Source organism: Paenibacillus pasadenensis DSM 19293 (genome assembly GCF_000422485.1).
Taxonomy (GTDB): Bacteria; Bacillota; Bacilli; order Paenibacillales; family Paenibacillaceae; genus Paenibacillus_O; species Paenibacillus_O pasadenensis.
The window spans coordinates 116,740-130,184 of the sequence record NZ_KE383849.1; the positions used below are offsets into that span (position 1 = coordinate 116,740).

Consider the following 13,445-nt stretch of genomic DNA (forward strand, 5'->3'; position numbering starts at 1 on the left):
AGTTTCGTGTCTATCAGTTTATCATTTTTGGCGGACTTATGATATGCTGGAAGCAAAACCCCGCGGGGACAGGTGAGGTTATCTACCATGAGCTACAGCTGGAGCATCGCTTTGTTCGCCGGCTTGCCGGAGCGTCTCGGGACGCGGCAGGCCGAGCTCTCATCCGACCGGTCCGAGATGACCGTCGGCGAGCTGAAGGCCGCGCTGAGCGAGGCCTATCCCGCCCACGCCGGCTTGATCGCCGTCTGCTTCGCGGCCCGCAACGAAGCTTACGCCGCCGACGGCGAGCTCGTCCGCTGCGGCGACGCGCTGGCGCTGCTGCCGCCGGTATCCGGCGGCGACGGCAGCGGCGCTCCTATGGCGGCGGCTGCCGCCTGCCGCATCTGCGCCGAGCCGCTCGACGCGGCCGCGGTCGCTTCGCTGGTCGAGCATCCCGACCACGGGGCGGCGATCGTCTTCATCGGCACGACGCGCGAGTGGACCGCCGGACAGCGGACGGTCAAGCTCGAGTACGAAGCCTATGAGCCGATGGCGCTGCGCACGCTGGAGCAGATCCGCCGCGAGCTGGACGAGCGCTGGCCGGGCACGCGCTGCGCGATCCATCATCGCATCGGCGTCGTCGGCATCGGCGAGGCGAGCGTCGTCATCGCCGTCTCCGGGCCGCATCGGGCGGCCGCCTACGAGGCGAGCCGCTATGCGATCGAGCGCCTCAAGCAGATCGTCCCGATCTGGAAGAAGGAAGTGTGGGAGGACGGCTCGGAGTGGAAGGGGCATCAGACGGGGCCGTGGAACCCGCTCTCGGACCTGGCTCCGCCGGTCCCGGCCGCAGCCTCGGACAAGCTTCCTGCGGAAGAAGCCGCGGCTGCGGCCGGAGCCGCGCGGGAGCCGTCCGAATGAGCCAAGGCAACCGGCCGGCGCTCCCGGACCGCTACATCCGCCAGACCCGCTTCGCGCCGATCGGCCCGGACGGCCAGCAGCGGCTCGGAGGCTCCGTCGTCGCCGTCGTCGGCGTCGGCGCGCTCGGCTGCGTCATCGCCTCGCATCTGGCGCGCGGCGGCGTCGGCGAGCTGCGGCTGATCGACCGCGACATCGTGGAGCTCAGCAACCTGCAGCGGCAGCTGCTGTACGACGAGGACGATGCCGCGGCCGGCCTGCCCAAGGCGGAGGCCGCCGCGGCGAAGCTGCGCCGCGCCAACAGCAGCGTCTCCATCCGCGCCTATGCGGCGGACCTGCATGCCGGCAACGCCGACGAGCTGCTCGGCGGGGCGGACCTGATCCTCGACGGCACGGACAATTTCCACACCCGCTATCTCCTCAACGATTATGCCGTGCGTGCCGGCATTCCCTGGATTTACGGCGGCGCGGTCGGAGCCGGAGGCATGACGATGAGCGTGGTGCCGGACGCCGGCCCGTGCTACCGCTGCCTCTTCCCCGAGCCTCCCGCCTCGGGGCTGGCGGATACTTGCGAGACGGCAGGCGTCGTCTCGCCGCTCGTCGACGTGATCGGCTCGCTGCAGGCGATGGAGGCGATCAAGTGGCTTTGCGGCCGGCGCGAGGAGATGCGGGGAGACCTGCTGCAGCTGGATCTTTGGCGCAACTCGTGGATGCCGCTCGGCGTGGACGGAGCCAGACGCTCCGACTGCGCATGCTGCGGACGCCGCGAGTTTCCGTTTCTCGAGCCCGAGGAGGACACGGCGGCGGCGCTGTGCGGGCGCGCCACCGTGCAGATCCGGCCGGCCCGCAGCCGGCCGCTCGATCTGCCCGCGCTGGCCGAACGGCTCGCGATGGCGGGGGAAGTCCGGTTGACGCCCTACTCGCTCCGGTACGAGCGGGACGAGCGGATTTCGGTCGTCTTTTTCCCCGATTCGAGAGCGCTCATCCAAGGCTTGGAAGATCCTATTAAAGCGAAAGCCGTTTATGCCGATATACTAGGATGATAATAGGTCGGACGAACGATATTTTCCCGCTTTCAGATCCGACAATAGTAGCAGACGGCATGATGCCGTCCAAGACTAACCTTGCCGAGGTGCACCATGAGGGTTCATATTTCCGATCTAAAGGAAGGCGATCTGCTGTTAAGCGACGCCTTCAACCATTTTGGCTTGAATGTCATGGCCAAAGGAACCCGGCTGACCTCCTACGAGATCGCCAAGCTGACGCAGCACAGCATCGACTATGTGGAGGTCGAGATGGAAGCCCCTGTCGCCGCCGGATACCGGACGATCGAGTCCGGCCTGCCGCCGCGCTGGCTGCCGTCCATCAAGCCCCTTTACAAGAACGCCATTTCCGGCTGCGAGGATCTTTTCCGCAAGGCGCTGGAAGAAGGCAAAGTGAGGGAAGAGGACGTGGACCGGTCGTTCGGTCCGCTCATGTCCAGCTTCCAGATGGAGAAAGACGTCGTCTCGATGCTGCTGCTGCTCAATACGGACGACGACTATACGTACCAGCATTCCGTCCAGGTGGGCATGCTGTCCTACTACCTGGCTTCCTGGCTCGGCTTCCCGGAGGAAGAGGCGGCGCGCATCGGCAAAGCCGGCTTCCTGCACGACATCGGCAAGTGCCGAATCTCCAAGGACATCCTCAACAAGCCGGAGAAGCTGACGAGCGAGGAGTACCGCGAGATCAAGCGGCACACGCTGTACGGCGAAGAGATCATCCTCAGCACCTACGACGATCCGTTCCTCTCCACCGCCGCTCTCCAGCATCATGAGCGCATGGACGGCACCGGCTACCCCCACGGCATCGACGGCATTGAGATTTCTCCGATCGCCAAGATCGTCGCCGTCGCCGACGTGTACAGCGCCATGATCTCCACCCGCTCCTACCAGCAGAAGCGCGACCTGCTCTACGTGCTGCGCGAGCTGTACCGCATGAGCTTCCACGAGCTGGATCCGCATACGACCCACACGTTCATCCGCCACATGATTCCGAACTTCATCGGCAAAAGCGTCGAGCTCGACAACGGACAGTTCGGAACCTTCATCATGACGCATCCGAGCGAGTTTTTCCGCCCGCTCATCCAGGTCGGCGAGGACTTCCTCGACCTGTCCGAGCAGCGAGAGCTGGAGATTACGCAAATTTATATGTAAATTGAAAAGACCCCCTAGCCGCTATGAAGCGGCTAGGGGGTCTTTTGCATGCAGGGCGTCGGCCCGTTCGTTCGCTGTCCCTCGTCAGTCTCCTCCCCCGCAGCTGCTGGACGAACAGCTGCTCGAGCTGCAGCTGCTCGAGGAGCAGCTGCTGGAGGAACCGCCATCGGAAGAGCCATCTCCGCCGCTGTCCGAGCTGCCGCTGCCGCTTCCCCGTTCGTCGAACGAGTCGCCGCCCGCGCAGCCCGATGCCGAGCAGCCGCTATGGGAACGCTCGCGCTCCGCCTCCGGCAGATGCTGCTGCATCTGCTCGTCGAACGAGCCGCCCATCGAGCTCATGAGCAGCGCTCCTCCCAGCATCGCTCCGTAGCCGGGATCGGCGTAGCTGCTCCCGGACATCCGGCCAGGCGAGTCGCTGCGTTCGGCGCTTCGAGCCTCGCGCGCGTCGGCTGCCTGACGGCGGAGCTTGTCCAGCATATAGGAGACGAGCCGCTCGTCCGCTTCCGGACGGAACAGCTCCGAGCGCAGCTCCCGCGGCTCCGCGTCCTGCAGCCGCTCCAGCCTCCTTGCATCGAGCGGATGGCGGAAAAAGGCTCCCCAGGCGACAGGAGCGAAAGCGTGGAAACGGAACAGCGCCGAATAGGCCAGATCGAACCAGGCGCGACCTCCGGGATCCGGGACGCTTTCGGCTGCCGGCGCGTGATGCAGCGGTCCGCCGATCAGCTCTTTGCCGAAGCGCTCGTATTCGCGGGTGTACATCAGCATCTCATGCCAGACCCCGTCCACCTCGTCGCCGAACATCGGCACGGTACGCAGCAGCGAGCAGAGCACGAAATAGCGCTTCAGCTCCAGCAGCAGCAGCTCGAACCGCTCCGGCGAGCAGTCGGGATGCTCCGTCAAATAGCGCTGCCGGAGCTGTTCGACATAGGAGGCGGGCAAAGCTTTGTCCAGCTTGGCCGCCGTCGCTTGCAGCGGCGCGTCCGGCAAGGCGCCGAGATCCAGCCAGCCGGCGGTTTCGCGGGCGGCTGCGGCGACCGCGTCCCTACGCGGATTTTTGGAGGAGGACAAGGGACGCTCCGCCGATCGGCGAGTTTTCGTTCGGGCCGATACGAGGGACAGGACGAGCAGGGCGACAAGAGCGAGCAGAAATAGGGAGCTTGGTGTCATCGGCTTCTCCTTTCGAAGAGGAAGAAAAGATAGCCTTATCTTACCATAGCGCGGATCCGCTCGGGGGAATGGCTGCGCAGCGGCGCAGCTCGTCCGCCATGGCGCGGAAGCGGTCCGGGTTCTCGCCCTTGGCGCGGGTCTTGAACCAAGCCGGGGACAGCCAGCCGACGATGATTTCCTGCGCGTTGCTTTTGAGCAGCCCTTCTCCCTCCACGCAGCGGCGCAGGCGCTCGGCCAAGCGGGCGTAGTGCGCGGCGCCTTCGCGGTCTCCCGCCTGGATACGCTCGTGCCACGCCGGCTGGATGTAAGAGCGGACAAGATGGGAACAGGTGGCGGCAGAAAGGGCAGCCGGCAAAGAGGCCGCAGTCGCGCCGTCTTGCTGCGTCTTGGCCGAATCGGCGGCCGCTCCTGCTTGATTCCGTCCGCTGGAGCCGGCGGCGGAAGGCTCGGCTGGGCGGGCGGAGGATTCCGCCGCTTGAACGGCCGCCGCCAGCTTGCGCTCGACGTCGCGGATCAGGCCGCCGAGCGTGCGGCCGGCAGTCGCCAGCGCCTGCTCGCAGTCGCGCTTGCGCGTCGGATCGAGCTGGCCGTGGCTCACGATATGCGTCGAAGGAACCTTGCTCCACTTGGCGCAGCAATAGGCCAGATAAGCGACATAGCGGTCGTAGGCCGCCTCGAAGCGGATCGCGCCGCCATAGCACAGCTCGATGCCGAGAGCGGCGTCGTTGGCGTCTGCGCCGAAGCGGCGGTTGTCCTCCGGCGCCTGCCTTTGCACATGGTACGCCTTTTCCGCCGGATCGTCTCCCGTGCCCGTCGGGATGATCTCCAAAATCCGCGTGTCGTCGATGAACACATGGGCCGAAGCGGTCCGCTCCGTCTGGCGGTCGAAATAACGGTAATGGGCGTCGGCCGTCGCGCCCGGGTTGCCCGTATCATGCGCGACAAAAAAAGCCGGGCTTCCGGCGGTCAGCCGAAGGCCCGGCCTCGTCTGCGGACGGATGCGGATGTAGCGGCGCTCGATCGGATAGCCGAGGTCAATCATGGGCGTCTTCCTTGCGCAGCGCCTGCGCGGTCTGCTTCACAAGCTGGTTTCCGTAGACGGCGACGGCGCCGCAAAAGATGCCCTGCATGACGCCGTCGGCGGTCCAGCCGGCCGTGAAGCCGGCGAAGACGATGCCGGCCGCGGTGACAAAGTAGATGATCATCCAGTCCCGGATGCCGGCCGTCCGCTTGAGGCCGTAGCCGATGATCCAGCAGACGGCGACGACGCCGGCCAGCTCGGGACGGATCATCGATTGGATGAGGGTCCAGTCCATCTGGCTTCCTCCTTTGGCTGCTTTTTATTCGAGTATTTTGAAGACGAGGCCCAGCAGCGAGGCCGCCAGGCCGATAAGGGTGAACGAGGTCGTGATCAGCCAGCGCTGGCCCTGCTTGATGCCGTCGATGCTGGCGCGGATCTCGTCGATCCGGTGATGCGCGGCGCGCGCCCTCTGGGCGGCCTCGCGCGCCGTCTCGTCGCTTTTTTCCAGGCGTTCGATGAGCCGCGCGACTCCGGAGGCCAACTCGCCGAGAGCCCGAGTATTGACTTCCTGCAGCGTCTCGAGCTTCACCACTTGGGATACGATCGCCTGGAGCTGGTTCTCGGGTCTGCTCATGCCGGGTTTCTCCTTTCGAACGGGGGGCTTTTGCGGCGAGTTACGGCTCGCTGGCGGGGACCTCCTGCCGAGCCGTGTCAAGCAGCGCATCGGCCTGCTCCGCAGTGAGTTTTCCGAGCTCCGCAAAACGACGGACTTGCGCCGCGGAGTAGCAGCCAAGCTCGTAATATCGTTTGATCGTGGCATGCCAGTCCATTTAGCTCACCTCTCTTTCGGCAACCGCAAGCCTCAATGCCGCATAATCCTGCTCCATCTGGCGCTGCCTGCTCTCCAGCTCCGCCACCGCCAGCAATAGGATGGCGTTGTCCTGCTCCGTCTGGGCTTGGCGCGCCTGTGTCTCGGCAAGATCAAGCAGAAGCAAGGCATTATCGGCTTGCAGCTGCTCGACTGGAGAAATCTCATGTGTGCCCGACTGCAGCGATGCGATTTCCTCCGGGGTCAACCCTTCGACCCAAAAAGCAGGAACATCCGGCTGCTGGGGCCATTCGCTCCGCTCGTGCTCCGGCAGAGCCTCCCAAGCAGCCACAGCGGATAAGTGCAGCCTCAACGCCTCTTGGTGCTCGTCGTACGCCAGCTTGTCAAAGCGCGGCCGGTACAGTCCAGCAGGAACCGGCACGGCTACGCGATAGCCGATCAGCTCCGGCTCGCCGCCCACGGCCGCCGTCTCGTAGATCGGCGAATAGCCCGTCTCGCTGTCGTCCGCGAGGGCGACATCCGCGAGCAGGCCGTCAAGGTCTGTGATGATGGCTTCTTTCATTGAGAACCTCCGATTCTAACGCCGAACAAGGCAAGCCAAAACGGCGCCGTCTGACTGTGGGTTGTCAAGTCGTTTGCGATTACGACCATGCCGTTAGGCATAATTGTTACACGACCGGGATTGGTGTAAGCCACACCACTTCCCGAATAAGGTACAATGAATGTCTCCGGATAAAGAGGTCGGCAACTCGGAGGCAAGATAAACAGAGCGGTAGTAGAAGTTCCCGTACTTCCGGATATGACTCCACGCAGGGAAACAGATCCATCTGTATTAAGACGATACTGCGCAGTTCGATATGAGGTGGAGTAGACCTGGTCTGAATAAGGTCCCCACCCATTGAGTAGCGTCGGCGTAATCCATTGAGGCTGCTTGACTTGCGCAGACCCGTATTCCAGAACCGAAACCCGCCGCGCCAGCTGCACGGCTGCCTTGGAGGCATCGGTCGTGATCGTCCGCAGGTTGGTCGTGTACTCCGCGCTAATCTGTGCAGGCGGGATGCCGATTAGATGTGTGTCCAATGCAAGATAGGTTACCTCGTATACGGCGGATGCTTCGTACTCACTAAGCCGAATGTAAGCCCGGTCGACTCCGTAATCGGTAATATCAGCCAGCTCATGCGCAATCCAATTCCGATCCAACGTCCGATTGCGAAATATTGAAAGTATTTTTTTGGATCGAAAAGAAAGGCGACTATCGGACGTGCCACTTGCCCCTGTCGAATTGATTTCTGCGAAACCGTTCGTAGTATTTATCTTAATGTTAGCGAGTTCCCGAACGATTCCCCCGCAACCGACCTCCACATTGTTCGTACCCGCTAACTGCAGAATCCCACCTTCAGATCTCAGTGGCTCGTCAACTGCCGTAGATAGTTGGTACTGCAAGCGGTAAGGAGCAAAACCATTTCCCCAGACGTTAGCTGAGGGGACCGAATTCTCCCCTCCACCCCCTAATGCCGATCGATTGGTCGGCGTCCACGATGAAAGGCGATAGGCCCACCATTTACTGCCCGATCCATTAAAAGGTGCATAATTCGCTCCAACTGAACCGTCATACATGACCCAGCCGTTAAAATACGCCTTAATTTCATCCGTCGACGGTATATAGTTGTCGCCCCAACCAGAATCTATATTTGCAACAAAAAGGCCCACGACCGATTTATTAGAAGGATCACTTTCATCCGTTATAACGTGCTGATCGACACCTATTGGATTTGCGCCTTGATTAATACGAGTTGTTAATTTACCGTCATATTTAACAACCTGCCCTGTGTCTTTCAAGGGATTATGAATTTTGCAGAGCAAGGTCTTATACCCTGTTGCAGCTCCTAAAAAAGTCCACGCCATGTCCCCAGTCAATTCCAGTGACCGAAACCGTCGCTTGACCCGCGCCCGCCCATCCGAATCCATATACAACTCGTCAGATACATTCCCGTCCGTACTAGCAGCGAGCTGGCAATCCGGATAAAAGATATATTGATCATCAGCAGACTGCGCAGCAATCTGACGAATATAAATACCGTTGACGTTTTTGAAGTCATCGACGTAAGGATACTTAGCCGCGATTTGATTGGCTGTCATACCATCCAAAGCTGCATACTCCGTTATCGTAATTTCGTAAAGCCTGAATGCATCTCCAAACACGTACTGCCCGTTTGCTCCAGTCACGGCGAGCTGCAGCGTTAAGCCGGAGACGCCAGATGTTGGCGCATAAGCTCTCCAGACAGGAGTGTAGGAAGTTGTGCTGGTAGCTGCAATCGTGTCTCCCTTGGAAGCGGACGTGCCTCCCAAATACACTTTTCCGGATGCCGCATTCCCATTCTTCACCATGCCGACAAGGATGTAGAAGCGGTTTGCGATCAGGCTGAATTGCTGAGTCGAATAAGCAAAGGCCGTGGTAGCGTTAGCGGTTACCTTTAGGGACGTTGTACCGCTATAGACATCTGAAGCACTAAGAGCGACAGTTGCTCCAGTTGCAGCGAATTTGCTTAAATCTTCGCAGTTACCAACTCGCCCTAACAAATTCACTAGCGTCCGTCCTTTGATGCTCTTGATCCGAAGCGGCGCAGGACGCGGCACCTGGACCGTCTGCACGCCCGGAACAAGCGTAACGGCTGTCGGAATCCGATCCTCGAGCTCCGCAGCCAGGGGAGCTGTCGATGCGTCTGCCCTTGCTATCGCCGCATCTACCTCCGCCTTCCGCGCCACGTCATCAGCGGCCGCCGGGGCGGCCACCTTGACGCGGCCGGCGGAGTCGCGCTGCATGAGCTTGCCTGGCGACGCCTCGCTCGTCGCCCCGTGAGCGCCGCTCGTCGACGCCGCATGGGCGGACGCGGCGTTCACCTCGCCGCCGAGCGCGTTCAGATCCGCCTCGGTGACGACATCGTTGAATTTCCAATCCGTCTTGGCCATCGTCATCCCTCCTCTACCGTGATCGACTGCAGCATCAGCGTATCGCTCGCAATCGGGATCTGCACGTCGCTTGTGCTCAGCGTCTTGCCGTACGCATCCTGCAGCTCGATCCGATGCACCGTGCCTACCGCCTCCGCCGGAATGTAATACCTCAGCTCGACAACTCCCTGCGACGCCCGCTTCAGCGTGAACTCCGTCAGCAGTACCGCGCCGCCGTTGAGCGAGACGCGGGCGATCCGACCGTCCACATAGGCGGCCACGTCCTGGATCAGCGAAGCCTCCATCATCGTACGATCACCTCTTCCTTCTCTGTCGTGAATCCGGTCGCGCCGAGCTTCCAGCTGCCGAGCCTCGTCTCGCGGGCCAGCCGCCGATGGCGGATGCCCTCCCTCAGGCGCAGCGTATCCGCAACCGCCGTCTGCTGCACATAGACCAGACTCGCCGGCTTCAGCGCCGTCACCGTCTGCTCCACCTCGCGGAACAGCGGCGCGTTCTGGATCGCGGCCGAGATCGTCAGCACCTGCGCCTCCAGGTCTACCTGCGCCAGCGCGCGGCCCTTCCCGACCAGATCGTCCAGCCTCTCTTGCAGATACCGCAGGGTAAAAGGAGGCTTCGTGGAATACCGGTTGACGACGCGCACGCGCCGAAATGCCAGCGATTCCTGCGCCTCGTCCGCCCGAATGCCGAGCAGCCGCTCGTGGCGGCGGATCGCCTCCACGGACGCGGTCAGCACGAAGCGGTCATCCAGCAGGCGCTCCAGCGCCTGCTCCGCCGAGGCGATCTCTTCATCCTCCGAACGGAACAGCTCCGTCATCTCGCGGCTGTCCGAATAAAACGCCGGTAGCCTTCCGATCAGCGGCTCAGCCATTCAGCGTCACCGTCCCGAGCGTCGGCACCTCGTCGGCTTCCAGCTCCAGATTGGCCGGCGCGCCGTTCAGCGTCGTGCCGCCGATGTCCTCGACGCCCGGCAGCGCGAGCACTCTCGTCTCCAGCTGGGAGATGCGCACGATCAGCCGGCTCTCTCCCGCCCAGGCTCGCCGCAGCTCCAGCAGATACGCTTCTGCCGCCGCCTCGATGTCCCGCTCCAGCTGGACCGCGCTCACGCCGGCGCGCAGCGTGAGCTGCGTGGCGATGTCGACGGGGACCGCGTCCGCCGCCACGATCGTCACCCGATGGCCGATCGGGGCGAGACCGATGCCTTGTCCCGCCGACTCCGGGTCGATCGCCGCCTGCACCTCCTGCACCAGCGCGGCCGCCGCCGGAGCGAAGTCGCTGGCGATTACCGTCGCCTTCACGGTGCCGCCGCCGTTCCAAGCGGGATGGATCTTGACCCCGCCGACTCCGGGCAGGCCGCCGATCTTCGCCCGGTAATCCGCGATATTGCCGCCGAAAGGCTGCTCGCTGACCGCTTGCCAGAAGCGGGCCCGCAGCTCGGCGTCTCCCTCCTCGTCCTCGCCCGGCACGAGCACGTCCGCCAGCTCGGCGCGGGCCAGGCCGTCGATGTAGTCCAGCGGCAGCAGCGCTCCCGCCACCTCGTTGCCGGCTCGGCCGGGCTGCTCGGCCACGAGGCGATACGTCCCCGGCGCGAGCCGCTCCTCCACCTCGTAGGCGGTCCCCTCGGCCGCCAAGCGCGAGCGCAGCGGCACCTCCGCCGGGCCTCCGGCCGCGCCGAAGAACCGGCCGAGGCGCATCGCCCGGCTCGAAGCCTTTCGACGCACGCCGTGCTCAGCGGCGCGGCGCGTCAAATACTCCCCGTCCGCCGTATCGGCGAACGAAAGCGCCAGCTGCACGTCCAGCTCGGCGTAAAGCGCCGCCAGCTCGGCCGCTGCGGGCGCAAGCGCGTCGAAGATGACGCTGCCTTCCCTTTTGTCCAGCTCATCCGGAATCCGGGCCAGCATGCGGCCCATGATCTCGCGGTACGTCTGATGCTCATACACCGGCCATCGCCTCCTCCTTGAACGAGCCGAAGACGGTGCGCACCGTGAACGTCAAGGACACGCCGTCTCCTTCCCGCCTCATCTGCATGTCCTCGACCGCCAGCACGCGGCTGTCCGCCAGCAGCGCTTCCTCGACCGCGGCGGCGATGTCGTAGCTCGACCGCTCGAGCCCGACCTCTCCCGTGTACACCTCATGCTCCCAGCGCACGGTCGACAGCTGCTTGAAGACGAACTGGCGCATCGCGGCCAGCCCGTCGATCCTCCCCCCCGTGCGTCCGTCCAAATGGATCGGGTACGTCAGGCTCGGCCGCTCGACCGCCTCCGCCGCCGTCCAGTCCAATCCCGTCTGCTCCGGCACGCTCATGCCTCCACCCTCCCCAGCGCGACGTAAGGGCTGCCGCCCTCCGAGCGCAGCAGGACGAGCCGGTCGCCGAGCTCAAGGCCGCGCCGCAGCACGAAGCGCTCCCCGCCCAGCTCCACCGCCAGCTCCCGCAGATGCTCGGGCACGACGAGCAGCTCCGCCGGCAGCGTGAAGCGCTGCTCGACGGCCACCTCCAGCGGCTCGAGCCCCGTCACCTTGCCGAATACCGCCTTCGTCAGCTGCTGCGCCTCCAGCGAGCGCGCCATGATCTGCTTGATCGAATCGTTGATGCTCATGCTTCATCCTTCCTTTACCATGCCGTCGATGACGTACAGCTCAAGCTGCATCGTGTGCGAGCGGCCGGAATAGGCGTGCGTGCACTCCTCGACGAGAAAGTGGCGGTTCAGCTGCAAGCGCGGAATCGCCACCTGCACGACCGAGCCGGCGCGGATCGTCGGATGGCCGAGCGCCTCCAGGCTGAATTTCCGCTGCTCGCGGTTTTTCAGCTGGAGCAGCTGCTTCAGCATCTCCTTGATCCGCTCCTCGTTGAGTCCCTCGTCCACCTTCTGGTAATATTGCAGCTGTCCCCAGCGGGCGATCGCGGCGCCGTCCTGCTCGATATAGACGTCCCGCCCGCCCGTCTGCTTGTTGTCGCGCACGAGCTTGATGCGGTTATACGTCTCGCTGTCGATGCTGCGGCTGGACGAATAGCCCGTCAGCAGGCTGTTCTCGCCGATGACGACGTTCGCCTTCATGTCGGCCACGTCGCGCAGCGTCAGCAGGCCCGCATCGTCATAAAAGACGAAGAGCTTCCCCTTCGCCAGCAGCGTCTCGTCCAGCGCCTTGAAAATCATGTCCAGCCGCTTCTGCCCGTCCTGGCTGAACTTCGGAATCGGATGGCCCGTATCCGCGATGGGGCCGAGCCGGGCCTGGATAGCCAGCGCCTGGTCGCGGATGACCTGAGTCGCCGTCACATTCGTACGGACGTAGGTATCCGTCTCCAGCAAATAGCGGAGCTGATCCTGGGCCTTCACCCGCACGACCCGATCCTCGTCCTCCTCCAAGGTGAACACATAGCCGTAGAACAGCCGTACGCCGCCGTCGCTCACCCGCACGACGTTGCCGGGAGCGATCGGCAGCTGGCTTTGCGCCGCCAGGCTCGGCCCCCGCATCATCGAAAACTCCAGCGTGCCCGCCTTGCCGATGCGGGACGTCTTCCAGCTCAGCTCGGTGGCCATGCCGGTGACGTCCCACAGCCGTCCGTCGCGGAGGTCGAGCTCGATCTTCAGCATGCCCTCACTCCTTCGGCGGCGGCACCTGAAGCACGCGGCCGATCTGCAGCCGCTTCAGCTCCGAGTTGCCGATGCCGTTCAGCTTTTGGATTTCCGGCCAGCGGCTGCTGTCGCCGTCGTACAGCTTCATGCTGATGCCGCTGAGCGTGTCGCCCTTGACGATCGTGTAGGCTTTCGGCGGCACCTTCAGATCGGGCCGCTTGTCCGGCTCCTTCGCCACGGCGGTCGAGCCGTCCGCCGTCTTCACCGCCTGCAGCTTCACCGGCGCGTAGAACACGTATTCCTTCAGCTTGAGCGTGTAGAACACGTCGCCCGGCGAGCCGGCCTCCTCCCAGCGGTCGAAGCCGGTGATCGTCATCGGAATCTGCAGCGTGTACGGATTCTCGAACCGGTCGGCATGGCGCGCATAGATGAACCGCAGCGGATAGCCGGAGCGCATCCAGCGGCCGATGTCGTCGGCGAACTGCTCCGGACGCTTCAGGATGGACCGGGTCGCGACGTAAGGGCCGGGCTGGCTGGGAAAAAAGCTCTCGAACTCGACCTCGGCCAGTCCCGGCTTCTCGATCGTCGCGATCGGTCCCGCCCCGAGCAGATTGTAGTCCTTGCCGGAGCCGCTTCGGCGGATCGACAGCTTGGACGGCATCACCGGCAGCTCCCAGCCTTCCGTGCCGTGGTTGAAGTCGAGCCGGATGCCGGCGAACGCTTTGGCCGGCTGAGGGCTGACCCGAATCGGTATAGCCATCGGCGACCTCCTTTCCGCGCAATGCTGCGCTTCGTAA

Annotated in this window: 17 protein-coding genes; 3 read left to right on the forward strand and 14 right to left on the reverse strand. The window is 63.5% G+C overall.

The genetic code is table 11. From position 1 onward, the window contains the following. Window positions 1-87: 87 nt before the first annotated feature. The 3 genes from H582_RS27795 (at window position 88) to H582_RS0114790 (ending at window position 3,089) form a co-directional block, all read left to right on the forward strand. Window positions 88-897 (forward strand): molybdenum cofactor biosynthesis protein MoaE, encoded by an 810-nt coding sequence (locus tag H582_RS27795; protein WP_084137339.1) that lies wholly within the window; start codon window positions 88-90, stop codon window positions 895-897. Continuing rightward, entirely contained in the window at window positions 894-1,937 is a 1,044-nt protein-coding gene (locus tag H582_RS0114785) for a ThiF family adenylyltransferase (protein ID WP_028599134.1), read from the forward strand. Before H582_RS27795 ends, H582_RS0114785 begins: the two co-directional genes overlap by 4 nt. A 96-nt stretch (window positions 1,938-2,033) precedes the next feature. After that, entirely contained in the window at window positions 2,034-3,089 is a 1,056-nt protein-coding gene (locus H582_RS0114790; protein ID WP_028599135.1) for an HD-GYP domain-containing protein, read from the forward strand. 84 nt (window positions 3,090-3,173) lie between these two features. Here the strand turns inward: H582_RS0114790 and H582_RS0114795 are convergent, their stop codons facing one another. The 14 genes from H582_RS0114795 to H582_RS0114860 are packed head-to-tail and all read right to left on the reverse strand — an operon-like array spanning window position 3,174 to window position 13,408. Further along, entirely contained in the window at window positions 3,174-4,256 is a 1,083-nt protein-coding gene (locus tag H582_RS0114795; RefSeq protein ID WP_028599136.1) for a glycine-rich domain-containing protein, read from the reverse strand. 40 nt (window positions 4,257-4,296) lie between these two features. Continuing rightward, complete coding sequence (locus H582_RS0114800; protein ID WP_028599137.1) at window positions 4,297-5,298, reverse strand: peptidoglycan recognition protein family protein; 1,002 nt, start codon at window positions 5,296-5,298, stop codon at window positions 4,297-4,299. Beyond that, window positions 5,291-5,572: a phage holin family protein gene (locus tag H582_RS0114805; RefSeq protein WP_028599138.1), complete on the reverse strand. Its 282-nt coding sequence runs from the start codon at window positions 5,570-5,572 to the stop codon at window positions 5,291-5,293. The genes H582_RS0114800 and H582_RS0114805 overlap by 8 nt, the downstream gene beginning before the upstream one ends. A 24-nt stretch (window positions 5,573-5,596) precedes the next feature. Further along, window positions 5,597-5,911, reverse strand: coding sequence for a hypothetical protein (locus tag H582_RS0114810; protein WP_028599139.1), 315 nt, complete (start codon window positions 5,909-5,911; stop codon window positions 5,597-5,599). Window positions 5,912-5,951: 40 nt separating this feature from the next. Next, window positions 5,952-6,107: an XkdX family protein gene (locus H582_RS31075; protein WP_084137341.1), complete on the reverse strand. Its 156-nt coding sequence runs from the start codon at window positions 6,105-6,107 to the stop codon at window positions 5,952-5,954. After that, window positions 6,108-6,668, reverse strand: coding sequence for a hypothetical protein (locus tag H582_RS30185; protein ID WP_052333302.1), 561 nt, complete (start codon window positions 6,666-6,668; stop codon window positions 6,108-6,110). It lies immediately after the preceding gene. Next, window positions 6,665-9,076, reverse strand: a complete 2,412-nt coding sequence (locus H582_RS0114825; RefSeq protein ID WP_028599140.1) for a hypothetical protein — start codon at window positions 9,074-9,076, stop codon at window positions 6,665-6,667. Before H582_RS0114825 ends, H582_RS30185 begins: the two co-directional genes overlap by 4 nt. Window positions 9,077-9,078: 2 nt before the next feature. Beyond that, entirely contained in the window at window positions 9,079-9,363 is a 285-nt protein-coding gene (locus H582_RS0114830; protein ID WP_028599141.1) for a hypothetical protein, read from the reverse strand. Further along, window positions 9,360-9,944: a putative phage tail protein gene (locus H582_RS0114835; protein WP_028599142.1), complete on the reverse strand. Its 585-nt coding sequence runs from the start codon at window positions 9,942-9,944 to the stop codon at window positions 9,360-9,362. Before H582_RS0114835 ends, H582_RS0114830 begins: the two co-directional genes overlap by 4 nt. After that, entirely contained in the window at window positions 9,937-11,013 is a 1,077-nt protein-coding gene (locus H582_RS0114840; RefSeq protein ID WP_028599143.1) for a baseplate J/gp47 family protein, read from the reverse strand. The genes H582_RS0114835 and H582_RS0114840 overlap by 8 nt, the downstream gene beginning before the upstream one ends. Then, a complete protein-coding gene (locus H582_RS0114845) occupies window positions 11,006-11,377 on the reverse strand; it encodes a DUF2634 domain-containing protein (RefSeq protein WP_052333303.1) in 372 nt (123 codons plus the stop codon). Before H582_RS0114845 ends, H582_RS0114840 begins: the two co-directional genes overlap by 8 nt. Further along, the gene (locus H582_RS0114850; protein ID WP_028599145.1) at window positions 11,374-11,670 is read right to left on the reverse strand and encodes a DUF2577 domain-containing protein; all 297 of its coding nucleotides are present in this window, start codon (window positions 11,668-11,670) and stop codon (window positions 11,374-11,376) included. The genes H582_RS0114845 and H582_RS0114850 overlap by 4 nt, the downstream gene beginning before the upstream one ends. A gap of 3 nt (window positions 11,671-11,673) precedes the next feature. Continuing rightward, window positions 11,674-12,666 (reverse strand): XkdQ/YqbQ family protein, encoded by a 993-nt coding sequence (locus H582_RS0114855; RefSeq protein WP_028599146.1) that lies wholly within the window; start codon window positions 12,664-12,666, stop codon window positions 11,674-11,676. 4 nt (window positions 12,667-12,670) lie between these two features. After that, the gene (locus tag H582_RS0114860) at window positions 12,671-13,408 is read right to left on the reverse strand and encodes a LysM peptidoglycan-binding domain-containing protein (protein WP_052333304.1); all 738 of its coding nucleotides are present in this window, start codon (window positions 13,406-13,408) and stop codon (window positions 12,671-12,673) included. Window positions 13,409-13,445 lie beyond the last annotated feature (37 nt).